The sequence below is a fragment of the Chryseobacterium piscicola genome (genome assembly GCF_900156685.1).
In the GTDB taxonomy this organism is placed as follows: Bacteria; Bacteroidota; Bacteroidia; order Flavobacteriales; family Weeksellaceae; genus Chryseobacterium; species Chryseobacterium piscicola.
The window spans coordinates 162,387-188,606 of the sequence record NZ_FTOJ01000007.1 but is presented as its reverse complement, the minus strand read 5'-3'; the positions used below and the strand labels follow the sequence as shown (position 1 = coordinate 188,606).

General features: G+C 34.6%; 27 protein-coding genes. 13 read left to right on the top strand and 14 right to left on the bottom strand.

Going from position 1 to position 26,220, the window contains the following annotated elements:
* The first annotated feature begins 5 nt into the window (after positions 1-5).
* The 6 genes from BW939_RS11795 (at position 6) to guaB (ending at position 5,738) form a co-directional block, all read left to right on the top strand.
* The gene (locus BW939_RS11795; RefSeq protein WP_034678914.1) at positions 6-257 is read left to right on the top strand and encodes a type B 50S ribosomal protein L31; all 252 of its coding nucleotides are present in this window, start codon (positions 6-8) and stop codon (positions 255-257) included.
* Positions 258-466: 209 nt separating this feature from the next.
* Complete coding sequence (locus BW939_RS11790) at positions 467-1,627, top strand: GlmU family protein (protein WP_076452211.1); 1,161 nt, start codon at positions 467-469, stop codon at positions 1,625-1,627.
* A gap of 96 nt (positions 1,628-1,723) precedes the next feature.
* The gene (locus tag BW939_RS11785) at positions 1,724-2,233 is read left to right on the top strand and encodes an RNA polymerase sigma factor (protein WP_076452210.1); all 510 of its coding nucleotides are present in this window, start codon (positions 1,724-1,726) and stop codon (positions 2,231-2,233) included.
* Complete coding sequence (locus BW939_RS11780) at positions 2,208-2,846, top strand: hypothetical protein (protein ID WP_228417211.1); 639 nt, start codon at positions 2,208-2,210, stop codon at positions 2,844-2,846. Before BW939_RS11785 ends, BW939_RS11780 begins: the two co-directional genes overlap by 26 nt.
* Positions 2,847-2,854: 8 nt before the next feature.
* Positions 2,855-4,132: a DUF4252 domain-containing protein gene (locus tag BW939_RS11775; RefSeq protein WP_076452209.1), complete on the top strand. Its 1,278-nt coding sequence runs from the start codon at positions 2,855-2,857 to the stop codon at positions 4,130-4,132.
* Positions 4,133-4,277: 145 nt separating this feature from the next.
* Complete coding sequence (guaB, locus tag BW939_RS11770) at positions 4,278-5,738, top strand: IMP dehydrogenase (protein WP_076452208.1); 1,461 nt, start codon at positions 4,278-4,280, stop codon at positions 5,736-5,738.
* 95 nt (positions 5,739-5,833) lie between these two features.
* On the opposite strand, the gene BW939_RS11765 is transcribed toward guaB, so the two are convergent.
* From BW939_RS11765 to ruvC, 4 genes are all read right to left on the bottom strand, one after another.
* On the bottom strand, positions 5,834-6,520 hold the full coding sequence (locus tag BW939_RS11765) for a T9SS type A sorting domain-containing protein (protein ID WP_076452207.1): 687 nt from the start codon (positions 6,518-6,520) through the stop codon (positions 5,834-5,836).
* A gap of 6 nt (positions 6,521-6,526) precedes the next feature.
* Positions 6,527-7,120 carry a phage tail protein gene (locus tag BW939_RS11760; RefSeq protein WP_084566650.1) on the bottom strand — a complete coding sequence of 198 codons (594 nt, stop codon included), beginning with the start codon at positions 7,118-7,120 and terminating at the stop codon, positions 6,527-6,529.
* 122 nt (positions 7,121-7,242) lie between these two features.
* Positions 7,243-8,316, bottom strand: a complete 1,074-nt coding sequence (locus BW939_RS11755; protein WP_076452206.1) for a DUF4407 domain-containing protein — start codon at positions 8,314-8,316, stop codon at positions 7,243-7,245.
* 138 nt (positions 8,317-8,454) lie between these two features.
* Positions 8,455-9,009 (bottom strand): crossover junction endodeoxyribonuclease RuvC, encoded by a 555-nt coding sequence (ruvC, locus tag BW939_RS11750; protein ID WP_185115899.1) that lies wholly within the window; start codon positions 9,007-9,009, stop codon positions 8,455-8,457.
* Between the two features lie 144 nt (positions 9,010-9,153).
* Between ruvC and BW939_RS11745 the strand changes: the two genes are divergently transcribed.
* Both BW939_RS11745 and BW939_RS11740 read left to right on the top strand, forming a co-directional pair.
* A complete protein-coding gene (locus BW939_RS11745; protein WP_076452229.1) occupies positions 9,154-9,477 on the top strand; it encodes a PadR family transcriptional regulator in 324 nt (107 codons plus the stop codon).
* The gene (locus BW939_RS11740) at positions 9,474-10,196 is read left to right on the top strand and encodes a hypothetical protein (RefSeq protein ID WP_076452205.1); all 723 of its coding nucleotides are present in this window, start codon (positions 9,474-9,476) and stop codon (positions 10,194-10,196) included. Before BW939_RS11745 ends, BW939_RS11740 begins: the two co-directional genes overlap by 4 nt.
* A gap of 27 nt (positions 10,197-10,223) precedes the next feature.
* On the opposite strand, the gene BW939_RS11735 is transcribed toward BW939_RS11740, so the two are convergent.
* Positions 10,224-11,300 (bottom strand): serine hydrolase domain-containing protein, encoded by a 1,077-nt coding sequence (locus BW939_RS11735; RefSeq protein WP_084566651.1) that lies wholly within the window; start codon positions 11,298-11,300, stop codon positions 10,224-10,226.
* 47 nt (positions 11,301-11,347) lie between these two features.
* Complete coding sequence (locus tag BW939_RS11730) at positions 11,348-12,058, bottom strand: Dph6-related ATP pyrophosphatase (RefSeq protein WP_076452204.1); 711 nt, start codon at positions 12,056-12,058, stop codon at positions 11,348-11,350.
* Positions 12,059-12,233: 175 nt separating this feature from the next.
* On the opposite strand from BW939_RS11730, the gene BW939_RS11725 reads away from it, so the two are divergent.
* The gene (locus BW939_RS11725; protein ID WP_076452203.1) at positions 12,234-12,983 is read left to right on the top strand and encodes a hypothetical protein; all 750 of its coding nucleotides are present in this window, start codon (positions 12,234-12,236) and stop codon (positions 12,981-12,983) included.
* 115 nt (positions 12,984-13,098) lie between these two features.
* Here BW939_RS11725 and BW939_RS11720 read toward each other — a convergent pair whose 3' ends face one another.
* Positions 13,099-16,446, bottom strand: a complete 3,348-nt coding sequence (locus tag BW939_RS11720) for a methylmalonyl-CoA mutase family protein (protein WP_076452202.1) — start codon at positions 16,444-16,446, stop codon at positions 13,099-13,101.
* Positions 16,447-16,656: 210 nt separating this feature from the next.
* Here BW939_RS11720 and BW939_RS11715 point away from each other — a divergent pair, with 210 nt between their 5' ends.
* The 4 genes from BW939_RS11715 (at position 16,657) to rpsB (ending at position 18,929) form a co-directional block, all read left to right on the top strand.
* Positions 16,657-16,989: a hypothetical protein gene (locus BW939_RS11715; protein ID WP_076452201.1), complete on the top strand. Its 333-nt coding sequence runs from the start codon at positions 16,657-16,659 to the stop codon at positions 16,987-16,989.
* A 126-nt stretch (positions 16,990-17,115) separates the two neighbouring features.
* Positions 17,116-17,571, top strand: a complete 456-nt coding sequence (rplM, locus tag BW939_RS11710; protein ID WP_047397369.1) for a 50S ribosomal protein L13 — start codon at positions 17,116-17,118, stop codon at positions 17,569-17,571.
* 6 nt (positions 17,572-17,577) lie between these two features.
* Positions 17,578-17,964: a 30S ribosomal protein S9 gene (rpsI, locus tag BW939_RS11705; protein ID WP_066674806.1), complete on the top strand. Its 387-nt coding sequence runs from the start codon at positions 17,578-17,580 to the stop codon at positions 17,962-17,964.
* A gap of 203 nt (positions 17,965-18,167) precedes the next feature.
* The gene (rpsB, locus tag BW939_RS11700) at positions 18,168-18,929 is read left to right on the top strand and encodes a 30S ribosomal protein S2 (protein ID WP_076452200.1); all 762 of its coding nucleotides are present in this window, start codon (positions 18,168-18,170) and stop codon (positions 18,927-18,929) included.
* A 122-nt stretch (positions 18,930-19,051) separates the two neighbouring features.
* On the opposite strand, the gene BW939_RS11695 is transcribed toward rpsB, so the two are convergent.
* The 7 genes from BW939_RS11695 to BW939_RS11665 form a co-directional block, all read right to left on the bottom strand.
* Positions 19,052-19,486 carry a DUF6759 domain-containing protein gene (locus BW939_RS11695; protein ID WP_076452199.1) on the bottom strand — a complete coding sequence of 145 codons (435 nt, stop codon included), beginning with the start codon at positions 19,484-19,486 and terminating at the stop codon, positions 19,052-19,054.
* A gap of 50 nt (positions 19,487-19,536) precedes the next feature.
* Positions 19,537-21,150, bottom strand: a complete 1,614-nt coding sequence (locus BW939_RS11690; protein ID WP_076452198.1) for a DUF1501 domain-containing protein — start codon at positions 21,148-21,150, stop codon at positions 19,537-19,539.
* A gap of 4 nt (positions 21,151-21,154) precedes the next feature.
* Positions 21,155-22,789, bottom strand: a complete 1,635-nt coding sequence (locus tag BW939_RS11685; RefSeq protein WP_076452197.1) for a DUF1800 family protein — start codon at positions 22,787-22,789, stop codon at positions 21,155-21,157.
* 133 nt (positions 22,790-22,922) lie between these two features.
* Positions 22,923-23,630 carry a DUF6759 domain-containing protein gene (locus BW939_RS11680; protein WP_185115897.1) on the bottom strand — a complete coding sequence of 236 codons (708 nt, stop codon included), beginning with the start codon at positions 23,628-23,630 and terminating at the stop codon, positions 22,923-22,925.
* A gap of 14 nt (positions 23,631-23,644) precedes the next feature.
* Positions 23,645-24,322 (bottom strand): tRNA (guanosine(46)-N7)-methyltransferase TrmB, encoded by a 678-nt coding sequence (gene trmB / locus BW939_RS11675; RefSeq protein WP_076452195.1) that lies wholly within the window; start codon positions 24,320-24,322, stop codon positions 23,645-23,647.
* A gap of 79 nt (positions 24,323-24,401) precedes the next feature.
* On the bottom strand, positions 24,402-25,181 hold the full coding sequence (locus BW939_RS11670; protein ID WP_076452194.1) for a DUF6759 domain-containing protein: 780 nt from the start codon (positions 25,179-25,181) through the stop codon (positions 24,402-24,404).
* A 208-nt stretch (positions 25,182-25,389) separates the two neighbouring features.
* Complete coding sequence (locus BW939_RS11665; protein ID WP_076452193.1) at positions 25,390-26,181, bottom strand: hypothetical protein; 792 nt, start codon at positions 26,179-26,181, stop codon at positions 25,390-25,392.
* Positions 26,182-26,220: the final 39 nt, after the last annotated feature.

Below are 26,220 nucleotides of genomic sequence, written 5' to 3'. Positions count from 1 at the left end.
TTATTATGAAAAACGGAATTCACCCAGAAAATTATAGACTTGTTGTTTTCAAAGATATGAGTAACGACGAGGTATTTTTATGCAAATCTACTGCAGATACTAAAGACACGATAGAGTTTGAAGGAACTGAGTACCCATTGATTAAAATGGAAATCTCTTCTACTTCTCACCCTTTCTACACAGGAAAAACTAAATTGGTTGATACTGCAGGTAGAGTAGACAAGTTCATGAACAAATACAAAAAATTTGCGAAGTAATTTTTTTGAATTTACAATATTTTTTAAGTCTTCCGAATTTCGGGAGACTTTTTTTTTGCACTTAAAAAATAGAAATTAGAGGTTATAAATTAGCTTTACTATTTGTATTTTTGCTTTGATTAGAAATTAGATATTAAAATCTTGAAGATATAAAGCTTTTAACCCTCTAACCTCTAACCTCTAACCTCTAACCTCTAACCTCTAAAAAAATGCAACTCGTATTCTCCGATGCACAATATTGGGAAGATTTTCTTCCGCTTACTTTTACCCGTCCTATCGCAGAAATGCGCTGTGGAATTCTTACATTCTCCGAAAGATGGCAGAAACTTTTAGAATCTACCGAAATTTCTTGGTTTACAGAAATGTATCTTCAGCAGAAATTCAAGGAACCGGAGAAAAAAGAAAGTCTGTTTTTAGTTCCTAATTTTCTTCCGACAGAAACTGTTGTCCAACAAATTAAAGACTTGAAACAAGGTGAAGCTTTGGTTTATGAAGATGAATTGTTGGCTGCAAAAATCAATATGGACGGTTTTTCTCTCAATCAGATTGAAAAAATGACCGATATTAAGGAAGATTTAATTTTCTTCAAAAAGCCAACCGACCTTTTTAGTTTTAACAAAGAAGCCATCGATTTTGATTTTAAGTTGCTGACTCATGGAAAAACTTCTCAGGAATTGTCTTCTACCAACGGATTTTTAGGAAATAAAGAAGATTTGTTCATTGAAGAAGGTGCCGAAGTAGAGTTCTCCACCATCAATACGAAAACCGGGAAAATCTACATCGGAAAAAACACTGAAGTAATGGAAGGTTGTAATCTTCGAGGTCCGATTGCGCTTTGTGAAGGTTCAAAATTTAATTTAGGAGCAAAAATTTATGGAGCAACAACGGTTGGTCCGCACTCCAAAGTAGGTGGCGAGGTTAGTAACATCATTATTTTCGGATATTCAAATAAAGGTCATGACGGTTTTGTTGGAAATTCTGTAATTGGTGAATGGTGCAATCTTGGAGCAGATACTAATTCTTCCAACCTTAAAAACAATTATGGAAATGTAAAACTCTGGAATTACAGAACCAAAGATTTCCAAGATACAGGATTGCAATTTGCGGGCTTAATTATGGGAGATCATTCTAAAACTGCTATCAATACTCAACTAAATACAGGAACTGTGATTGGGGTTGCTTCTAATATATTCAAAGAAGGTTTTCCTCCGAATTTGATAGAAAACTTTTCTTGGGGCGGATTTAAAGATGATGAACGTTTTAAATTAGACAAGGCGTACGAAGTTGCAGAAAAAGTAATGGGTAGAAGAAAATTGCCTTTAACAGAGGATGATAAAGGAATTTTAAAACATATTTTTAATGAATATTAAGCATAATAATGAGAAACTTCAATTTTTTTGAAGTTTTTTTATTTTTGGTGTAATATATTTCGATTTTAACTTGTCTCATTAATAGAAACAAAACTTATGACCCAAGAAACTTTCAAGAATACGGTATTTATTCTCAGAGATGAGATGTTCCGTTTTGCGAAAAGGTTTGTCATGAGTAGTGATGAAGCAGAAGATGTTGTACAAGATTTGATGGTGAAATTTTGGCAAAAGAAGGATGAACTAGTGAGGTTTGGGAATTTCAAAGCTTATGCATTCAAATCAGTTAAGAATGAATGTCTGAATAGATTGAAACACCACGATGTAAAATTAGGATTTGCAGATATGCAACTTTATCGTTCTGAACTTTATAGTATGGATGTAAATAATCTGAAGGAACAAATCATTGGATTTATCAACCAGCTTCCCGAAAAACAAAAATTGGTAATTCATTTAAAAGATATAGAAGAGTATGAAGTGTCTGAAATTTCTGAAATTTTGGAGATGGAAGAAAACGCAGTACGAGTAAACCTCATGCGCGCCAGACAAAAAGTAAAAGAACAAATCTCACAATTAATGAACTATGAGCAACGACAAATTTCAAGATAAATATAACGAGGTCTTCCAAAGCTTAAAGGAAGAAAAAATGAATTGGGATTTTGAAGATTTTCTTCAGAAAGCAGAAAGCAAAGTAGATTTGCCAATTATTCCGATTCGAAATGAAAAAAAATCACTCTCGAAATGGGTTTGGATGGCGGCTTGTGCGGTGGTAGTTTTCGGCTTGTTTTTAGTTTTAAATAAAAATACAATTTCATATCAGGAAAATTTAGTTAAAAATGAAATCCTGAAACAGAAAAAAGAGTTTGTTTCTGAAAATCATGAACACGAAAATCAAGTGGCAGTTCATTACTCAGATTCTGTGTCTGGAGATAAAAAAGATTCTATTTTTGTGGAAAATGCAATTGCTGAAAACGATGATTTAGACGAAATTCTTTCAAAGAAAGCTAGAATGAAAAAAGCAATCAAACCCAAATTTGTACAGAATATAGTTTCTCAGGATTCTTCAAGATATAAAGATTCTTATGTAATCGTGAATGGGAAAAAAATTGCCAGCGAGAAAGAAGCCATAGATATCACCACATTTTCGTTGATGAAAATGGGAAACGAATTCAAAAAAACGGTAGCATCATTCAATAAGAATGAAAATTTTAACGAAGAATAGCAAAAAATATGAAAAATATAGTTTTACTCATCATGATTTTTTTTGGAGGTTTGATGATGTGCACCGCGCAGTCTGATAAACTCGATCAGTTTTTTACTGATTTACAGAGAAAAGGAGTTACCTCAATCGAAATCAAAAAACCGATGTTTGATCTTCTTAGTAAGATTGATGTCAACGAAGAATATTTAGGGAAAATAAAGCCAATAATGCGTGATGTAGATGGGTTAAAACTTTTGGTTTTTTCTAAAATCACATTTCCCGATTATTTAAAATCTGAAAATAAAGGTCAGATTAAAATGAATGAAGAAAAAAGCGAAAGAGTAGAAAACCTACTTACTAGATTGAATCTTAATGAGCTTATGGCGGTGAAAAGTGATGGTGTTTCTATGAAGTTTTTGGCAGAAAATGCAAAAGATGGAATTCTGGAAAATCTTATTTTTAATGTAGATTCCAAAGATGAAATCGTTATTTTTATACTCAATGGGAAAATGAAAATGGAGGATGTGAATAAAATGATTAATTCTGATGTTTTCACTTCTTCGGTAAAAAGAAAACCTAATTTTGAGGATAAACCCCCTTTGAAAATGAATGTTATGGACGAAAACAGAAACGTGGGAGAGTTTTCGGGGATTGAGGTAAGCAATGGAATTATCGTTAATTTTACGCAGGAAAATCAGACTTCAGTAAGAGTTTTTGCAGATATAGATAAACTCTCAAAAGTAATTACAAAGGTTGAGGATGGAATTTTGAAAATTTACATTAAGAATGATAAAAAAGAAAATTTGAATTTTAAAACCTTACATATCAGTGTTTCGGCACCGAATATTGAACAGATAAAATCTTCGTCAGGTGCGGTTTTCAATTCGGTGAATACCATTAATCAAAATCAAATATTATTAGAGTTGTCTTCTGGATCTCTCTTGAACGGAAATTTCAATATCAAAAATAATGCTGTTTTAGATTTAAATTCTGGTGCTGTAATCAACTCTCAGATTAACGTAAACGATATTGCCATAAAATCTACAAGTGGATCTGTTGCCAACATTAGTGGGAGTGCAAGCTCGGGAACCGTTGCTATTAACAGTGGAGCGATTTGTAATGGAAAAGATTTTAATATAAAAAAATTGCACGTAGAAGCTACTTCTGGTGCAGTGATTTCTGTACATGTCACAAAAGAGCTCAATGCCAAAGCGTCATCAGGCGCAATCATCAAGTACAAAGGCAGCCCTAAAATAGATTCTGATGTTAGCAAAATTACAGGAGGTACTCTCAGAGATATTAATTAACATTCAAATTCATATTTAATATTAATGACCGTCTTTCTGAGGCGGTTATTTTTAATTTATTTAATGAATTATTAAGTTTTGTTTAAACTATTTAAAAGCATTTTCGTATTCCGGCAAAAAGTCTTAATTTTGCAAGAAAGTAAAGATGTCTATTCATAACAAAATTGTAGAGACAGCCATCACTTTCGATGACGTGCTTCTAGTCCCTGCTTATTCTGAAGTTTTACCTAATCAGGTTTCTTTAAAATCAAGACTTACCGATAAAATTACGCTTAATGTTCCTATCGTTTCCGCTGCAATGGATACGGTAACGGAGGGTGATTTGGCTATTGCATTAGCACGAGTTGGTGGTTTGGGTTTCATTCATAAAAATATGACAATTGCCGAGCAAGCTGCCCAGGTAAACAGAGTAAAACGTTCTGAAAACGGAATGATTTCTGACCCTGTAACACTTTCTAAAGATCATACTTTGGCGGAGGCTAAAGAAACGATGGCAAAATATAAAATCTCTGGTCTGCCCGTGGTTGATGCCGAAAATACATTGATCGGGATTATTACCAATAGAGATGTGAAATATCAGGAAAACCTAGATTTGAAGGTAGAAGAGATTATGACCAAAAATAATCTTATTACTTCTGATAAAAATACCAATCTTGAAAAAGCAAAAGAAATTCTTCTAAAAAGTCGTGTAGAAAAACTTCCGATTGTAGATGAAAATAATAAATTGGTAGGTTTAATTACCATAAAAGACATCGATAACCAACTTGAATATCCAAATTCAAATAAAGATCAAAACGGTCGTTTAATTGTAGGAGCAGGCGTGGGTGTTGGCGAAGATACACTAGATAGAATTGCAGCTTTGGTAAATGCCGGAGTTGATATTATTGGTATTGATTCTGCTCATGGTCATTCTAAAGGAGTGTTAGATAAAATTTCAGAAATCAGAAAAGCGTATCCGGATTTGGACATCGTTGGAGGAAACATCGTTACTGCAGAAGCTGCGAAAGATTTAATTGAAGCTGGTGCAAATGTTTTGAAAGTAGGTGTTGGGCCTGGTTCTATCTGTACAACTAGAGTTGTTGCAGGAGTTGGTGTTCCTCAGCTATCTGCAATTTACAACGTTTACGAATATGCTAAATCTAAAAATGTTGCCGTAATCGCTGATGGAGGAATTAAACTTTCTGGAGATATTGTAAAAGCAATCGCAAGTGGAGCAGGAGCAGTAATGTTGGGGTCACTTCTTGCCGGAACAGATGAAGCGCCAGGTGAAGAGATTCTTTTCCAAGGAAGAAAATTCAAAACCTACCAAGGAATGGGTAGTCTTTCTGCTATGAAGCGAGGTGGTAAAGAAAGATACTTTCAAAGTGAAGCAAAAAAATTCGTTCCGGAAGGAATAGAAGGAAGAGTTCCGCACAAAGGTAAACTAGAAGATGTGATTTTTCAGTTGACAGGAGGTCTTAGAGCCGGAATGGGATATTGTGGAGCCAAGGATATAGAAGCTTTACAGAATGATACCAAAATGGTAATGATTACAGGTAGCGGTTTGAAAGAATCTCATCCACATGATGTTATCATCACTTCAGAAGCTCCAAATTATTCTTTTTAATTGATTTTTAATCAATTGTTCTAAAGAATTTTTCTCATAAAAACAGAATCGGCGGTCGCATAACGACCGCCGATTTGAATTAAAAAAATTGATTATTATTTCTTTATGAATTTAAACTCATAATGTTTAGCATTATTATCAATAATTCTTAAAATGTATGTTCCCGCGCTCAGCTCAGAAACATTCAATCTGTCTTTGAAAGCTTCTTTTCTTACAAGCTGACCAGAAATAGTATAAATTTCTGTAGACTCACCTTTTGTAATCCCAGAAATTTTAATGAAATCTGCAAGAGGATTTGGAAATAACTGAATTTTAGAATTTTTCACACTTTCAGCTGTGGAAAGAAAAGATGAATGTATATCTCCACTCATAGTAGAATTGGCTGCAGTAAGATTTCCGCCACAATTTCCCATGGTTATTGCCGTATTTTCTACCCAAGTACCGAAGTTATTAGCTGGAGGATTAGCAACGGCATTATTACCCGTAGAGTTATAATAAATAAGATATGGATTTACAAAATTTCCATCTCCAGGATCTGCTAGAAACTCCCATCTGGTGAGTATATTATTCCACTGGATTTTGAATTCGCAAACTCCTATGCCACCACAAGGCTGATCTCCTACAACGGGAGTGGTCACATAAATACTTTTGCCAAAAGCATCAACTCCAGTTTTTGTAAAAATATAGGTGTTTGTACTTTCAAAAAGATCGGGACATCCTTTAAACGTAATTGTCTGGGCGAAAGCTGAGCTTCCGATTACCAAAAATAATAAGGTTTTCATGTTATATTAAAATTGTGAAGGAAAAATACCTGTTAATGATATGATACATTTTAATGTAATAAATGGAGGTCTGTTTTCGTGAGCTTGATTTCCTCCTGAAGGATTTATCATGGTAGATTTCATTGTTGCATTACCATTCGCATTAGAATATTCTTTATCTAAGGCTTTGGTATCTGCCGGCAGGTTGTCTGTAGGAGAATTTTGATTGCCTTCGGTACTTACTGCATTTACGGTGTGAGAGTGAGCCGGCATTTGGGTAACCAGCAATGTTACAGATTCAGTACCACCATTTTGTCCCATCGTATAGTTAGTAGGACCACCAGGAGCCTGTCCTTCATGTACTAAAACTCTTCCTCTCATATCGGGCAGTGCGAAATTCGTTGTACCATTTCCTCCATACATTGTTCCAAGTAATGTATATAATGCCTGGTTTTGTGAAATCGGTAGAAGTTGTCCGTTACATGCAGCCCAATTTTTGGGAACAAAATTGTATGGAACAAATGCAATTTGACCTAAAAAAGGATCTGAACCCTGAGCTTTTACAAGCGAGGATGATAAGATGCCCATAAGAAGAGCACCTCCTAATACTAATTTTTTCATGATGTTTTAGTTTTAATTTTGTTTTGCTAAGTTAATATTTCTTTTCCTAATTTAAAATAATTCACAAAAAAAGTACCTTTCAGGCTAGCTGGAGGTACTGTGTGTTAAAATATAATGTGCTGCTATTGAGGCTTCAGGTGATCTTTAAAATCATCTATCCTAAAATCAGTAGATGCATTGCCTTTCTCTATTTTTTCTTTAGAATATAATCTAAAATCATTTTCTGTTTTCTCCAAAAGATAATCATAAGGCCCTACTGATGAAATTAGTTTCACCAAAACCGGAGAAATTTCCAGACAAATGAAAAGCCCCATAATAAATACAGCAGCAGTGGCTATTATGGCTGAGTTTTTTCCTAATTCATCCAAGGCTTGAAGCCTTGCAGCAAAACCATTGAATTTATCTTCAAATGTTTCAGTAGATTTTCTTTCTGTTTCTAGATTGGTATAGACTTTTGAAATTTCTTTGTCTAAATATTCTAGTCTTTGTGCCACTTGCTTTTGATAGTTTTCTAAATCTTGTCTGCGTTGTTCTTTCAGTTCTTGTTTTCGTTTGGCATTGGATCCAAAACCAACTTTTCCACTCGTGAGAGTTGATTGTTTACCTAAAATTTCTTTTTCTAATTCTACCGCTGCAGAATCATAAGACTTTTGGTACTGAGCAGTTTTTAATGCAATCTGCTCTTTTTCAGTTTCGAAAGGTCCGCTTTGTTGAAGTATTCTGCCGTTCAGTTGTTTTTGAAGCTCTGTTTTATTTCGTTGTATAATTGTATTCAGTTGTTTATTGACTTCCTTTTCAAAAATTTTAAGCTCTAAAGGTTTAGAAATGATTATTCCTAAAAAAGTAGCCAGAATCAATCTCGGAATAGACATTAAAATCTGGTTCCACCAAGTTCCGGTTTTCTTTATGGATGAAACGATGTACCTGTCTAGATTGAAAATCATTAAACCCCAAAGTATCCCAAAGCCAAATGAAGCCCAAATATCATCAAAAATTGTGTACATCGCGTAAGAAGCAGATAGTGTTGCGAAAACTGCAGTAAAAAGTACAATTCCGCCGATTCCGGCAAATTTATTCCATTCGCTAGGCGTTTTTCTCAAGATATGAATGTTTCCTCCAGAACAAATCAAAAGAAACTTCTGAAACCAGTTTATTCTGTGATTTGTATGATATATAGTTGTTTGCGTGTTTTTCATTATGAAATTTTATACAAAATTAGTACTAAAAAGCATACCAATGTTACAAATAGTAATAGGTTTTACCAAGTAATTGTTAATAATGTTGTAAAGGTTTGATTTTCAGAAATATTGTTTTGTAATTAAGGAGGTTTGAAATTACTTCAGCCGATCAGGATTTTGTTTCAGAAAGCTGTCCCATCCAGAATAAGATTTTGTATCTGCAATGGTTCCAGAATTGAAATGATGACACACTGCAACTGCCAAACCATCAGAAGCATCCAGATATTTTGTAGGAAATTCTTTCAGGTTCAAAAGGCTCTTAAGCATTCCTGCAACCTGTTCTTTACTGGCATTCCCGTTTCCAGTGATTGCCATTTTTATTTTTTTCGGAGAATATTCTGTAATCGGAATGTTTCTGTGTAAGCTTGCCGCCATTGCAACGCCTTGTGCTCTTCCCAATTTTAGCATTGATTGTACATTTTTACCAAAGAAAGGTGCTTCTAGTGCCACTTCGTCTGGGTGAAACTCGTCAATTAAAGCCAAGGTTTTGTCAAAAATATATTTAAGCTTAGTTTCATGATTCGGGTATTTTTTTAAGATCAATTCATGAATGGAGATCATTTCCATTTTTCCTTTTTTTACCGATATCAAACCAAACCCCATAATAGCTGTTCCGGGGTCAATTCCTAAAATTATTTTCTCTACTGAAATCATCTTGGCAAAGATAAGGGTTTCTTTATTTTTAATGAGAATAATATGATGGTAATTAATTTGAGGCTCGATTTTTAAAATTATCAATTTAAACTTTATGCATAAGAAAATTATACATAGATTTGTTATGTATAAATGATAGAATTGAAAAATAACAGTCTTTACAAAGGAACTTTACAAAACATTATCTTGAAATTGCTTGCAAAAGAGGTAAAAATGTATGGTTACCAAATGACGCAGCGCGCAAAAGAACTTACAGAAGGAGAGCTGGAGATGACGGAAGGCGCTCTCTATCCTTTGCTGCACAAATTGGAAGGCGACGGCATCATCACTTCCGAAGTGAAAAAAATCAACGGGCGAGAACGCAAGTATTATCTTTTAACGGAAAAAGGGAAAAGACAACAAGCTGCGCAAGAAGATGAAATGAGAAGTTATTTGTTTAATCTAAAAACTATTTTTGATATATGATTTCAGCAGAAGAGAGATTAAAGGTTAGTAATTATCTTCTTTCTAAAAAATTGCCCTTAGATATTTTGATGGAAGTGGAAGATCATTTTCTGGCCCAAATTTCAGAACTTATGGAGAAGGATTTCTTAGATTTTGAAACTGCATTTTCTAAAGTGAAAATTTTATGGAGCAAAGAATTAAGTTTCCCGAAGTACAATATACAATTTAATCTGAATGATACTACGTATTTTGTACGTAAGATAAATAATGATCTTTTTTGGTCAGTGATGAAAAAATCTTTAATGTACAGTATTTTGTTTTTGCTTGTTTTTTTGATGCCATGTTATATGATTAGTGCAGAATCGTTTGGTTATTTTGGGTTGATTTTTTTGATACTTATTTTTACTTTACCACTCATAAATTATCTTAAACATAGAAAAGATTTTAAGTTGGTAAAGCAATATGACAACTGTATTCTTACTTTTTATCAAAACTATGTTGTACTTGCGGTTTCTGGTATGAGTTTTTTTATTCAGGTCTTGTTGAGGTTTAAAAATACAATTTCCTATTTGCTCTTCGAATTTACAAACGGTAACTTCAGCTGGATTGCTCTGATTGGTGTGTTCGGGTGTTTTGGTTTTATTTTTTGTTCTGTTTTTACAATTCTTTCGCAGAAAAAATATCTTCATCAAATAAATATTGTGAAACCCTATCTAAAATATCTTCGCGCAAGTTCTTAGTTTTACATGAATTTTAATTGGCAATTTCTAGACATCGCCTATCTTTTTAATTTCTAGATGAGGTCTAAAAGACGCAGACTTCCCTTTTTCTTCATCGGCAATATTAGAAAGGATAATAACTGAAGTTTTAGTTTCAGGATAATAAATATTGAGAGAAGGCGCGCCTTTCACATAACCACTGTGAAAAAAGGAAACCGGTTTGTTGTCATTCATCATAATTCCTAAACCGTAGCCCATTGTTCCAAGAACAGGATGTTGTCTTTCTGTACTTTTAGCCATGAATTTTTTCAGTGTTTCTGGCTTAATGATTTTCCCGGAGTACAAAGCGTTGTTCCAAGTCTGCAAATCGTTGATGGTTGATAAAACTCCGCCTGCAGGAATTCCGATTTCTTTATTGCCTAATCTTTTCGGCATATTTTCTACCATTTTCTGATCTTTTGAATTCCCTATGTAGGTCTGTGCAAAATTTTCTCCTTTAAAAGCTGTTCCGGTTGAAGAACTTTTCATTCCTGCCTTTTTTAATAGATCCAGCATGTTGTCATCAAAAGATTTTCCGGAAACATTTTCCACGATTTTCCCTAAAGCATTGAAGCCATCATTTGAATAATTAAATCCCGAACCACTTTTGAACATCAATTTTTCTCCAAAATTATTTAAACCCGAACTATGATTCAAAAGCTGTTGAATGGTAATGTTTTCATATTCTTTTTTCTGAAAATCTTTAATGTATTTTGAAGCTTTCTCGTTGAGGTCGACTTTTCCATGCTCCATTTGAAGGAGAATAAGAACGGCTGTAAATTGTTTGCTGATCGATGCAATAGAAAAAACTGTAGAATCGGTAATCTCTGTTTTATTTTCAAAATTTGAAAAGCCATTATTTTGTCTGTACAATTCAATAGTATCTTTAAAAACAGCAACACTGCCATTGAAATTGTATCGATTAAAAACAGAATCGATTTGAGTTTTATAGAGTTTTTTCTGAAAAACGGTAACCGCAGAATCGGCGATTGCTTTTTTATTAACAGGTTGTTGTGCCTTTTCTGTTTTCTGACATGAAAAGAATAAAAGAAAAAGTAGGGAAGGGAATAAGGTTTTTTTCAGCATTAAGTTCGTTTTTACTAAAAATAAGAAAAAATCTTGTAAGGATGAAATCATTTCTCAATCAAATCGCAAAACCAAAATATATATTCTCCATCTTCTTCGTTTTCATCAGATTTCGGTTTGGGATAGGTTTTCTTTACGGTTTCACCAATTTCAAATTGAATTGGATTTTTAAAAATAGGTCCGTCAAAAGTGAAGGTGTGAAACTCTCCGTTTTCACCACAAGGATCTACATTTTTGGGTAAATCTTTAATGAAATTTTCATCAATAATTCTTCCTGCAAAACTCTTGTCGAGATAGGTTTCGTTCACGCAGGTTACAATGGTTTTAAATCCTAAACTTAAAAACTCGTTGATGAGGTCGGTCGTGTTTTGTTTCCATAACGGAAAAATGCCTTTCATTCCGATGGATTGTAATTGATCTTCTCTGTATTTTCTTAGGTCTTCCAAAAAAATATCTCCGAAAATAGAATGAGTGATTCCTTTAGATTTGATTTCATTCATGGTTTTAGACATGATTTCGCTATATTCTTCCATCGAAGGTTCTTTCGGAATTTCCATTTTTATTAACAGAAAACCTAAACTTTCAGCTTGTTTTTCCAATAAAGAAACATGAACACCATGCATAGAAATTCTCTGGAATTCTTTATTGATGCTTGTAAGCAAAGTGGTAACTTCAAAATGATTTTCTTGTAAAGTTTTGTATAAAGCAAGCGCAGAATCTTTTCCGCTGCTCCAATTGAAGATGGCTTGGGATTTCATAATAAGAATATAAAAATCAAAAATAATAAGATTAATATAATAAGTATTCTATCCAAGAACTTATTTTTTATTAATTGGTTACAATCTTAGTTTTTTTAGATAAATAAATAGTTTATAACTCTTTATGTTGTTGTATTTCAATAATTCATATCTTTGCAGTTGGTAATTTTTTATAATGAAAAAAAGATTAATACTACTATTTATTTTAATAGTGGGCTATGCAAATGCTCAATATGTTGGGATAAATTCTAATAATCCATTAATGACTTTAGACGTTAATGGTGTTGCTGCAACTCCTTCTACGATAGACGGTATGCGTGCTCCTAGAATTACTTTGGCGCAATTGAATCTAAAAACAGGGTATGATGCCAATCACACAGGCGCTTTACTCTATGTAACGAATATTGCAGGCTCTACCGTAGCTTCAACGGTAAAAGTTACAACAATTGGTTATTACTACTTTGATGGTGCAATTTGGCAACCCGTTGTTTCAAGATCAGGTTCAGTGGTTTTTACAGCATCATTGGGAAATGGGAATGGTTCTACTGCTTCTGCATCTGTTGCCGCTACTGCTTTTAACACCGTACCTTTGCCAAATGTGACAAAAAATATTGGTGGCGGGGTTTGGAATACTACAAATAATACTTACACTGTTCCAACTTCAGGAACTTATATTATAAAATCGAGCGTAAGGTTGGTAGATGGAAGTCCTATACGGAACCTATTTCAGGCTGTGAATACTACGAATTCAGACATACCAGATGGTGTTTGGCAGACCAATAACGGGAACAGGTGGACTATGCTTTATAACAGGATTGCTTATTTTAATAAAAATGATCAGTTAAGACTTTACATATATTCAGATGGAGCTGTTGCTAATATCTCTGATGCGTCTCTTAATATTGTTTTGTTGAGTGAAAATTAATTTTTAAGAAAAAATTTTATTGAAAATACAAAACCCTCAAAGAAACTATTTGAGGGTTTAATTTATAATTTTTTAAGACAGTTAGTAGTGAAAAACTGCCCGTCCAGATACGTACTTACATATTCCTTCTGTACTTACCACCCACTTCAAACAAAGCGTTGGTAATCTGCCCAAGCGAACAATATTTCACGGCATCCATCATTACATTGAATAAATTCTGTTGATTGATGGCAGCGTGTTGTAACGTTTTCAGAGCAGCTTCGGATTTATCTTCATTTGATTTCTGGAAATTATGAAGGGTTTCAATCTGAACCTGTTTTTCTTCCTCTGTAGAACGGATGACTTCTCCCGGACGAACCGTTGGTGAACCGTCTTTTCCAAGGAAAGTATTTACCCCGATGATTGGATATTCTCCGGTGTGCTTCAACCACTCGTAATGCATAGATTCTTCCTGAATTTTAGAGCGTTGGTACATTGTTTCCATTGCACCCAAAACGCCACCTCTTTCGGTGATTCTGTCAAATTCTGCATACACCGCTTCTTCAACTAGATCTGTCAGTTCTTCAATAATAAATGAACCCTGCAGCGGATTTTCATTTTTAGCTAAGCCTAGTTCCTTATTGATAATCAATTGAATTGCCATTGCTCTTCTTACAGATTGCTCAGTTGGCGTTGTAATTGCCTCATCGTAAGCGTTCGTGTGCAAAGAATTACAGTTGTCATAAATTGCGTAAAGTGCCTGCAACGTTGTTCTGATGTCATTGAAATCAATTTCCTGAGCGTGAAGAGAACGTCCTGAAGTTTGAATGTGGTATTTCAACATCTGGCTTCTTTCGTCTGCGCCGTATTTCAGTTTCATTGCTTTTGCCCAAACTCTTCTTGCCACACGTCCGATTACTGAATATTCAGGGTCGATACCGTTGGAGAAGAAGAAAGATAAGTTGGGAGCAAAATCATTGATGTCCATTCCTCGCGACAAATAATATTCTACATACGTGAAACCGTTTGCTAATGTAAATGCCAACTGAGAAACCGGATTGGCGCCCGCTTCTGCAATGTGATAACCAGAAATAGAAACCGAGTAGAAATTTCTTACTTTTTCTGTAATAAAATACTCCTGAACGTCACCCATTAATCTCAAGGCAAATTCAGTAGAGAAAATACAAGTATTCTGAGCCTGATCTTCTTTCAAAATATCAGCCTGAACGGTACCACGAACGGTTGCGATGGTTTTAGCTTTAATTTCAGCATACGCTTCCGCAGGAATCACTTCATCTCCCGTTAAACCTAATAATTTTAAGCCTAAACCGTTGTTGGATGGAGGTAATTCTCCGTTATATTTGGGTCTTTCTAAACCTTTATCGTCAAATTTTGCTTTTAGAGCTTTTTCAACGTTGGCTTCAAGTTTATGTTCTGCAATATATTTCTCAACATTTTGGTCGATGGCAGCATTCATAAAGAAAGCCAACAACATCGGCGCCGGTCCGTTGATCGTCATTGAAACCGAAGTCATCGCATTCACCAAATCAAATCCGGAATACAGTTTTTTAGCATCATCCAAAGTGGCGATAGAAACTCCCGCATTTCCAATTTTACCATAAATATCTGGTGGTAGAGCAGGGTCTTGTCCGTACAAAGTCACAGAATCAAACGCTGTTGACAAACGTTTTGCATCCATTTCCGCAGAAACGTAATGGAATCTTCTGTTGGTTCTTTCTGGTCCGCCTTCTCCGGCAAACATTCTCGTTGGGTCTTCTCCTGTTCTTTTGAAAGGATAAATTCCTGCTGTGTACGGGAATCCTCCAGGAAGATTTTCCTGACCTTTCCATTTGATCAAGTCTCCCCAATCGGTATATTTAGGAAGAGAAATTTTTGGAATTTTTAAGTGAGATAAAGATTCTGTGGAGGTTTCCACCTTGATTTCTTTTCCACGCACGAAATACGAGTAAAACTCAGCTTTGAAAGCTTGTTTCGTATCATCCCAATTGTTCAGGAAATCGATATTTTCCTGTTGAAGATCTTTTTCTGCTTTTTGATATTCAGTGTCTAAAGTTTCATTTGAAAGGAATTTTTTTACTCCCTCAATGTGATACATTTTTCTTGCTAATTCAGCTTGTTTTTCAACATTAGCGTCGTAAATTCTATTATTTTCAACAATTTCGGATAAATAACGAACTCTTTTTGGAGGAATAATCGTGATGTCTTCAGAAACCTCCTGTTCTACAAAGCCTTGCAAGTTTAAATCAGAAAACTTATCATTTACTTTTTCAATTAATCTATTGTATAAATCAGTGGTTCCGTGATCGTTGAATTGAGATGCTTTTGTTGCATAAACCGGCATGTCGTCTAACGGACTTTCCCACAACAAATGATTTCTCTGGAACTGCTTTCTAACGGCTTGAAGGGCATCTAAAGCACCTCTTTTGTCAGATTTATTTAAAGCAACCAAATCTGCGTAATCCAACATATCAATTTTTTCCAATTGCGTGGAAGCTCCGTATTCAGGAGTCATTACGTACATAGAAACATCCGCAAAATCTGAAACCTCTGACCCGGATTGACCAATACCTGAAGTTTCCAAAATAATCACATCTGGATGAGCCAATTTCAATACATTTAATGCGGAATGAATGAATGGAGAAACAGAAACGTTGTTTTCTCTTGTTGCCATAGAACGCATATAAACTCTTGGATCATTGATCGCATTCATACGAATTCTATCTCCCAACAAAGCTCCTCCGGTTTTCTTTTTTGAAGGGTCAATAGAGATGATCGCAATTTTTTTATCGGTATTGGAACGCAGGAAACGTCTTACCAATTCGTCTGTTAAAGAAGATTTTCCGGCTCCACCTGTGCCTGTGATACCGATAATCGGGATGTTTAAGTCTTTTGATTTTTCGTCAATGGCTTTTACCAATTCTGGTTTTTCTTCGGAGAAGTTTTCAACAGCAGAAATGATTTTAGCAATACTTGTAGAATTGTCGAAACTTATTGAATCTAAATCTTCTACAGTTATCTCTTTTCCTGTTGCGAAGTCTGATCTTTTTACCAAATCGTCGATCATTCCCTGAAGACCAAGTTCACGGCCGTCGTCTGGAGAATAGATTCTGTCTATTCCGTAAGACATAATATCTTCGATTTCTTCAGGCAGGATTACACCGCCACCGCCGCCAAAAATTTTGATTTGCGGAGAGTTTTTCTCTCTTAAAAGGTCATAGATATATTTAAAATATTCGTTGTGACCGCCTTGATAAGAAGTCAGTGCAATTGCATTGGCATCTTCCTGAATGGCTGTGTTTACAACTTCTTCAGCAGATTTGTCGTGACCAAGGTGGATGACTTCGCATCCTGTTCCCTGAATGACACGACGCATAATATTGATGGCCGCATCGTGCCCGTCGAATAACGAAGCTGCGGTTACAATTCTTACTTTGTTTGTAGGTGTATATTTTTGGGTTTCCATATTGATTGTAGAAAATTTCTAAGTTTCAAATATAACAATTTAATAAAAATTAGTTTAAAAACTATATTTATTTGATTTTCAGTTATTTGTTTGTGTTTTTCAAATTAAAGATTCACTTAAAGATTGATATTTGATTGATAACAGTTCAGATTGTTTGGTTTAAAATTTAATCTTTAAAAAAAACTTTAATTTTGCACTATTATATATTATATGAAAAAAGCATTATTATATTTTGCATTAGGAACAATAGTTAGTTTTGTAATTAATTATTTATTTGTAGACAGTTCTCATCCCGTTTTGCAGGTGTATTATGCTACTGCTTTCGGTTTTGCATGGGGTTTGGCATATTATCTTGATACATCAGAAATTACTTTAATTAAAAAAATGAGTTTCTCTTTTCTTGCTATGGTACTGTTGGTTGCAATTGGAACATTGTTGTTTAATCTTGAGTTGGCAATTCCGTCAATTTTAAAATTCTCTACAGTGTTTGTTGCCTACTATATGATAGCCAGTTTCAGAAAGAGCAAATCTTTGCGGAAGTAAAGTTTTGATTCTGAATACAAAAGATATTTTTTATACATTTTGAATATTATTTTTATGCTAAAGAAAATTTATGTACCTTTGCGCACCCTTACGGGGAAAATTATGTTTAATCTTTAACTAAAACGTGTGAATACATTAAGTTACAAAACTGTTTCAGCGAACAAAGCTACTGCAAATAAAGAATGGGTTGTAGTAGACGCTGAAGGACAGCCGTTAGGAAGACTAGCTTCTACGGTTGCAAAGATTTTGAGAGGTAAGCACAAAACAAACTTTACACCTCACGTAGATTGTGGTGATAATGTTATTGTTTTGAATGCTGGTAAAGTTACCCTTTCAGGAAATAAGTGGAACGATAAGACTTACATCTGGCATACAGGTTATCCTGGTGGTCAGAAGTCTATGACAGCTCTTGAACTTCAGAAGAAAGATTCTTTAAAAGTATTGGAAAAATCTGTAAAAGGTATGCTTCCAAAAAACAGATTAGGATCTGCATTGCTTAAAAACCTTTATTTATATGAAGGAACTGAGCATAAGCATGAAGCTCAACAGCCAAAAACAATTAATGTTAACGAATTTAAATAATTAATTATGTCTATAGTTCACAAAATCGGAAGAAGAAAAACTTCTGTAGCTAGAGTTTATGTAAAACCAGGTTCTGGTGTTATTACAGTAAACGGTAAAGAGGCTGCAACTTATTTCTCTACAGACGTGATGGTTTATAAACTAAACCAGCCGTTCATCCTTTCTGAAACTGTTGGTCAGTATGACGTTACCGTAAATGTTTTCGGTGGTGGTAATACAGGTCAGGCAGAAGCTATCAGATTAGGTATTTCAAGAGCTCTATGCGAAATCAATGCTGAATTCAGATTAGCTTTAAAGCCAGCTGGTTTACTTACAAGAGACGCAAGAATGGTGGAAAGAAAGAAACCAGGTCAGAAAAAAGCAAGAAAGAGATTCCAATTCTCAAAACGTTAAGAATTGCTATAAGCTTAAAGCAATATGCAATAAGCTTTTTGAAAAACTTATTAAATTTTTTTATCTGCTTGAAAGCTTAAAGCTTACTGCCTAAAGCCCAAAGCAAAAATTGCCCGTTACGTTTAGCATCCAAACGCTTCTCCCATCTAAAGAATGCGTTGATTGTTTAAAAAGCGGAAAGTAAACTAACAAAAAACAAAAACATGGCAAAAGCAAATGTAAAAGACCTTCTAGAGGCTGGCGTACACTTCGGTCACATGACCAGAAAGTGGAATCCAAATATGGCTCCGTACATTTTTATGGAGAAAAACGGTATTCACATTGTAGACTTACATAAAACAGCTGTTAAATTGGATGAAGCGTGCAGCGCTTTAGAAAAATTAACTTCTGCAGGTAAAAAAGTTCTTTTCGTAGCTACTAAGAAGCAAGCGAAAGAGGTGGTTGCTAAGCACGCTGCTGAACTTAATATGCCTTATATTACTGAAAGATGGCCGGGTGGTATGTTGACAAATTTTGTTACTATCAGAAAGGCGGTAAAGAAAATGAACCATATCGACAAAATGAAAAAAGACGGTACGTTCGAAACTTTATCTAAAAAAGAAAGATTACAGGTAGACAGACAAAGAGCTAACTTAGAGAAAAACTTAGGTTCTATCTCAGACATGGTGCGTCTTCCTTCTGCAATCTTCGTTGTAGATATCATGAGAGAACATATCGCTGTAACTGAAGCTAAGAAATTAGGTATTCCAGTTTTCGGTATTGTTGATACAAACTCTGACCCAAGAAAAGTAGACTTCGTTATCCCAGGAAACGATGATGCTTCTAAATCTATCGATATGATCTTGAGCGTAGTTTCAGAATCTATCAAAGAAGGTCAAACTCAGAGAAAAGCTGATAAAGAAAAATCTAAAGAAGAAGGTGAAGTAGTTTCTGCTGATAAAGATGCAGACTTCGACGCTGAATAATTGAAGATTATCTTTAAAATATTAAAACCGCAGATTTTTAATTTGCGGTTTTTTTTATTGGCTAAATTTCAATTTAAAATGTCTTTTTCAACAAAATCTGTTTTTTGAAAAAAATATTATACTCAGTTCGAAATCGTGATAGAATATGATGAACTCACAAGCTTGGTCTTCTGATACAACGCATTACAAACCATTCCAGAAAGATTGTATTTTTGATTTTTCGGAACCATAGTACTTCCTATCTTACCTGCCGGAATAGGAATTTTTTTGAAAAAATTTGGTCCACTTACCGTTAAAACCATATTACAGACCGATTTGTTTTCCACACTGATGGATGTATTAGGATTTCCATCCGCACCATTCAGTAGGTCTTCCAAAACTTTTGCAGTTTCAGGTTTGTAGGTCTTTATGAGTTGCTCAAATTCTGTTTCAGTCTGCTTTATGACAACAGGTGAGGTTGGTCTTGAAGGATTTGTCCTTACTGTTTTCTGTACAGAATGCCTTTTTTCACATCCTACCATTAAAACTAAAATAAATACCGTAAATATTTTCTTCATTGAATTGAATAAAGATTTAAAGCTAAAAAATAATCTATTTTACAACGTTTTTAATGCGAAATAATAATCTTTTTGGTCAGCTCATCAGAACTGCTTTTTACTCTCAGCATATAAGTTCCTTCAGGGATTGACGATACATTAATCTCCAAACGGTTTGAAACCACGTGTTCCGATTTTTGAATGATAATTCTTCCGCTCCTATCTAAAATCTGATAGCTTACATCGGTTTGCCTTCCTTTTTCAAAATCTACATACACAAACTGATTTGCAGGAATTGGATAAACTTTAACCCCGTTTTCGGATTTTATTTCATTGGTTGCCAGAGTTGCACAGACAGCATCTGCTTTTTGGGTATCTTTAATAATATTTACTTTTTGAGTCCCCGTTACATAATAATCCAGCTCTGAAGTTACCATTAAACTTGTGCTTGCACCCAGCCAGTCTTGCAGGAGTGATGCAAAGATTTGTCGGTAGTCGTATCTTCTTTGGTTTTGATTGTAATAATAGCTTGTTGTATTCGTGAAAATGGGATGGTCACCCAAAATTCCTGCCGCCGCGCCGTTTCCGATAACGAAAAATGGTGCAAGGTCACCGTGATCTGTTCCTGTACTCGCATTTTCTCTTACCTGTCTTCCAAATTCACTGAAGGTAACGGTCATTACTTTATCAGCAAATCCTAATTGCTGAATATCTGCCTGAAATGCCGCCACAGAGTTGGCGATATCACCTAAAAGATTGGCATGTGTTCCCAAATGTGTACTTCCGGCTTGTACTTGGCTTACATGAGTATCAAATCCACTGATGTTCACTTGGAAAATTTTTGTCTTACTTCCGCCCTGAATCATTCTTGCAACAGTTTTTAGCTGTTTGCCTAAAGAAGAATTTGGATAGGTTGTGGAAGAATTCACGCCTGTGTTGAAAACTGACATTACACGATTGTAGTAAGTGTCCATACTTGTTGCCACACCTCTTATGTAAGTTAAAAGATCTTGATATTCGGAATTTAATAAGTTTAAATTAGCAAACATTGAATTTTGAAAACCTGTAAGATTGTATTCAATGTTTTTCTCTGTTGTATGCTCATAAAACAAACAAGGATTAAGATTTCCCATCTGTATCGCCAGCGGATCCGGACTTAAAGTAGTGGGATTTCCGGCAAGACCAGGATACAATGCTCCCAGATATTTTCCAAAAATTCCGTCAAGAAGATCGGAACTTGTAGAACCGTCTTTTCCTGAAAACATCAAATTCTCTGATCTGAAATGAGAATAATTTGGATTTGGATAACCCACACCATTCATCAACAATAGTTTTCCGGAATCATAAAGGTCTTTAAAGCCTGTCATAGAAGGGTTTAAACCAACCAGTTTTCCTGAAGAAACCGTACTGTCTAAAGGAATATAGCTTCCTGTTCCTGTATTATTAATTTTAATACTCGGTCTTAAAGCAGCATAGGTACCGTATTGGCTTATCGGAATTACGGTATTTAAACCATCGTTGGCTCCGGCAAGTCTTAAGATGACCAAAACCCGGTCGTTTACTGCATCACAATTCAATTGTAAATCCAAAAACTGATTCATGAACCTTGAAGGCATTCCGTTAAGATAAAAAGGAGTTCCTACGCCTGCGAGAGAAACTAATTTTAAAAAATCTTTTCTGTTCATAATCTTAAATTATTTGGAATTCTGGGGATTTAATAATTGCTTTCACAAGTCTGTCGATTGGGATTTTTACGTTCGTTGCAATTCCCGTATTAATGTAATTATTCCATTCATTAAGCCAATTTATACTGCTTAGATTGTTCAAGAAAATAGTTTTGAAATAGATATATCGTTCGCCATCAGGTACTTCTACAAACATCATTTGCAGAAACTCTGTTACCAGAATGTCTGCATTCCCTGGGTTTGAAAAATAACCACTGTCTTTTACGAAAGCGGCATTGTTTAATTTAAAATTAAATCCATTATACGTAAGACCATTAATTAAATAGTCGATTGTATTGGTGTATCTTATCCTAAGCGATGATGTCGTAATCCAGTTTTTATCATAATTTGGGCTGCTTGAATATCCAGAATATCCATTAACCGATTGTGGACTGAAAATCGGCATTCCTGCATTGGTGGAATATGTATTTACCACATTCATCATACTGTGTATAGCAGATGGATTTGCAGAGTAAGATGGCATTTGTAGGTTTAATAATGAAAACATATGGAGATAAAGCTCAACAGGATTTCTTACCAAACTTCCGATGATTTTATCTCCAATGATGGCCTCTTCTTCGTCATAGAAATGTTTGCTTTTCAACAATGTTGTAAGTGTGGGTAAAATATTGTAATTATCTGCTTTCAAGGCAATTGCAAGGGGAGCTATAATTCCTGTTTCTATTTCTGGAGTAATCTCTCTTCCCACAAAATAGCGATATATTTTACGGCAGTAGGCTTTTGCTGTCTCATCCTGATTGAAAATCATATTAATGAAATTCTGAAGCTCATCTTTTATGGTTGTTTCATTAGTTCCTCCTGCTATGATTTGACCTCCAAAAGCTCCTGTAAAGGTTTTGCTTCCGGTGTCATGTTTATTCACTTTTACTTCACCTTTTGGGAGGTTGGTAATAGGATCTAGGGAGGTAAGCCTTGCTGTTTTGTCTAAATGGATAGTTGAGGTAAGGGAAAATCCGGTTAGTACTCTTGCAGCCTGCTGTACATCTGTTTCTGTATAATTGGTGTAATTTCCTGTGGCAATTTGTGGTCCTTTTAAAATCGTAAATAGTTCCAGAAATTCCCTTGCATAGTTTTGGTTCGGGCTTGTGTTTTGATTGACATTATTATTTAAATAAATCAACATTCTCGGATTTTGTGTTATTCTTACAGCCAAATCTTTTAAACTTCCATTAACGTGAAATCTCAGAAGTTCTTTATAATCATAATTTGTCCAGAAAGATGTGTCGTCATCTGTTACAAAGAGGAGGTGCAGAAAAAAAGCAATTTTATGTTGAGCTGAAGAGTCTCTCATTGCGCTGTATAACCACCAGTAAAGATCATTCCTCACACTGTTTACAGTAGCTTGAGTGTCTGTAATAATAGGATTTGAGGCCGTAGGAACAATGGTTTCGCCCACGTTATTTAAAGGAGATGGCGGATTTGGAGCCGTGAATGTGAACAACGTTGTTATCGCTTCCAGAGGAGTTTTTGTTGAAAATTCTACAATTTTTTCTTTTGTTACATTGTAGGTGGTACGTCTCAAAAGATGGTACGCATTAGAAAATCCTAAGATGTTGGTTTTGGGACTAAGGCTGGGCATGGTTGTGTGTATTTTTAGTCAAATGTATGATTTTATTAAATTTAAATTAAAAAAAATTTAATTATCATGTTTAAATGACAAAAAACAGGAGTGTAAACCCTTTTGTAATAAGCGTTCTGAAAGATTGAAAATTTTACTTATTTTTTTTCTTTGGTAAAACTTTTTTTGTAGTTTTCTTTTTGTCGTTTACTATAGGATTGATGTCTTTTGTGACCTCTTTATTTATTACATTTTCGGGATTACCGAGAATGATAACAATGCTTTTATTAAAGTTTTTCTCACTTTTATAAGATACATCACATAAACTGCCAGACAATGTATAGTTATCCTTTTCAAGCACTATAGAATTTTCACTTTTTGCAGGAACGGCGAGATTGTAGAATCTTTTACCAGAAATTTCTAAAATCATGTTGCAATCTGAATTGTTTTTTAGCAACAATATAGCTTCATTACTATTAATATCTTGATTGAAAATGGCGTTGAGAAGTTTCGTGGTTTTTTCCTTATGTCTCTCGGGTGTTTCTGCTAAGAGTTTTTTAAACAGCGCTTCAGATTCAGCTGGGTTTTTCCGGAAAGCAGATTTTGAAGGCATTTCGAGAATGATGGGCCTTGCTGCCATTGGTTTTGCATCTTTCCTTCCTTTAGTCCATTCTGCATTTTTCAAAGCAATAACGCGTTGCTTCAGAATCTTTTTTTTAGGATCTTCGGGATGAGCTTTTGAAATATATTCTTCAATCTCACTAATATTTGTACTGTTAAGAATGTTTGCCGCATGCTCGTTTGCAGTACAAGAAAAAATAAGGAGACTGAAGAAAAGTAGGGGGAATAAGTTTTTCTTCATCAGTTTTGTGTGTTTTATTTTATTCTAAATTTTATGTAGGTAATTGTTTTGCCTTTTGCAGAAAACAATTCCTCATAATAGGTTTTAATGTCTCTTAAATGAGGTGTATTTGGATCAAACTCTGCAGCTCCGTATATATCGTGATGTGCACTGATGATCTCGTGGCCTGCACCTTGAAGGTACCCTAAGGTATAGCCATGCAAAAACTCCGAATCTGTTTTCAGGTGGATAATTCCTCCAGGCTTCAAGAATTTTTTGTAACGCTCTAGGAAATCTGGGTGGGTGAGTCTATGTTTGGTACGTCGGTATTTTATCTGTGGGTCTGGGAAGGTAATCCAAATTTCATCCACTTCATTTTCTGCAAAATAATGATCTACCAACTCAATTTGACTTCTTAGGAAACCAACGTTCCCCATTCCGTTATCTACGGCTTCTTTGGCACCAAACCAAAATCTCGCTCCTTTAATATCAATTCCAATGAAATTTTTGTCGGTAAAAGTTTTAGCCAAGCCTACAGTATATTCTCCTTTTCCACAACCTAGCTCTAGTACAATAGGATTTTCATTTTTAAAGAAATCTTTATTCCAGTTTCCTTTTAAGGGAAAGCTGTTCAGAGCCTCTTCTCTCGTTGGTTGTACTACATTTGGAAGTATCTTGTTTTCTGCAAATCTTGCTAACTTATTTTTGCCCATATTCATTTTCAAAGGTGCAAAAGTACAAAAAAAGACATAGCAAGAGTCTCTTTTGGTTGATATTAAGAATTTAAAATATTTATTTTGAACTTCCCAAAGCTACCATGATTGGTTTTTGAATTGTTTTTTGTGATGCATATTGAGCTCCACAAACGATACTTGTGAAGAGATAGTTTCCTTTTGCAACCACTACAGAATTATCGTCGTGAGCAGGAACAGCAAGTCTGTATTTTGTAGTTCCTATGCCCTCAATTCTTACAATAATGTTGCAGTCTGATTTATTTTCTATCATTACAATAGCATCCTTTGAATTCGGATCATTATCAAATAATGAGTTTAAGATTTTTACAGTTTTATCTTTATGCTCAGTAGAGCTTACTCCCATTAGCATATTAAATTCATCTGCTTCAGTATCTGCAATTACTGGGGATTTTGCATTGGTTGGGGTAGCATTTACGTAAACGTTTTGGCGGTTGCTTTTGGTGTAATTTACGGGTACTTTATTGGTAGCCAAAATTGCACGATATTTTGCAATCTGTTTATCTTTAATCTTTTGGTTGAATTCGTCAAAACTTATTTTTGTGGAAGGTTTTCTTTTGAGTATTGCCAAGTCTTCCTGAATTTCTTTTACACGCTTATCGTTTGGGTCTGCAGCACTTCTTATGTATTCTTTCATCATATCCATTAACCGTGGTTTTAAGATCACTCTTTTGGGGTCATCTGGATGTGCATCACGCAGAAATGCATTGATTTCGTATATGCTTTTACTTTTCAGAATATTGCTGTAGTCTTTTCCTTTTTTTTGGGCCGAAAATCCTGCAAAGGATAATGTTAAAAGAAAAATTATAATTTTTTTCATGTATTGTATGATTTATTTCTTCAAATTTTTGTCAAAAATAATTGTTTTAAAAGTAGCAGGTTTGTGATAATTTAGGACGTTTCTAATCTTAAATTTTTTATCAATATTCTGTTACATTGGTTTTTAGTTTTGATTTAAAGTTTCATCAGTTTTAGTTGTTTTGATTTCTAAAATTTAAGAATGTTAAAATTTAGATTATGTCTTTTTTTTAATTTTTAACGATATCTTGTAAATTAGAGTTTTTAAGTCTTCTCTGATAGATTGGTAGATACTTTTCGACGGGCATTTTTACGGCATCAAAATTTCCAGTTTGCACATAAACTTCTATGTTTTCTGAAGTATAAACAAATTGCAGGAAATTATCAATCAAGCTTTCTGGGATTTTAAGTCTTGTAAAATAATCTGTACCCAATACATTCTTAATTTGCGATATCGAAGAATTCATTCTTTCATACGCCACATACCGCTGTTTTTTCTTTCTCTCTCCGGAAAGAACATCAAAAATACTTTCTATGCTAAAGGTAAGTCCGCCATCTCTGAAACCAGCTACCGGAAGTACAGGAGAAGAGCCGTCGCCTTTTGGCTCAGGAAGACCAATGACCTTTTTCAGTGCATAAGCTTTGTCTTCTTTTCGAATAGAGTTCACATCAAATCTAAGATTTCCTGTTGGGCGAAATCGGTTGATAACCACTTCTTGTATATCGTAATATGCAATAACAAGCTCAACAAGATTGTTTCCTGAGAGCATATTTTGAGTAATTTTTATGTCTTTTCTTTCGGTAACAATACTTGTGAATCTTATGATGTCTCCTTGGTCTGCATCGAGCTGAAAATTACCATTGTAATTGGCAAGAACAGTTTTCATTGTCTTGAGATTGGTAACATACACTTGGTTAAGATACATTTGAGAATTGTCTCTCAGGAATACTTGGCCAGAATAGAGTTGTGCATTGATTTGAGCGATAAAACCCAAAAACAAAAGAGTAATAAGCTTCTTCATATGATGTTGCAAAATTACACAACATTATATTTGTTTTTT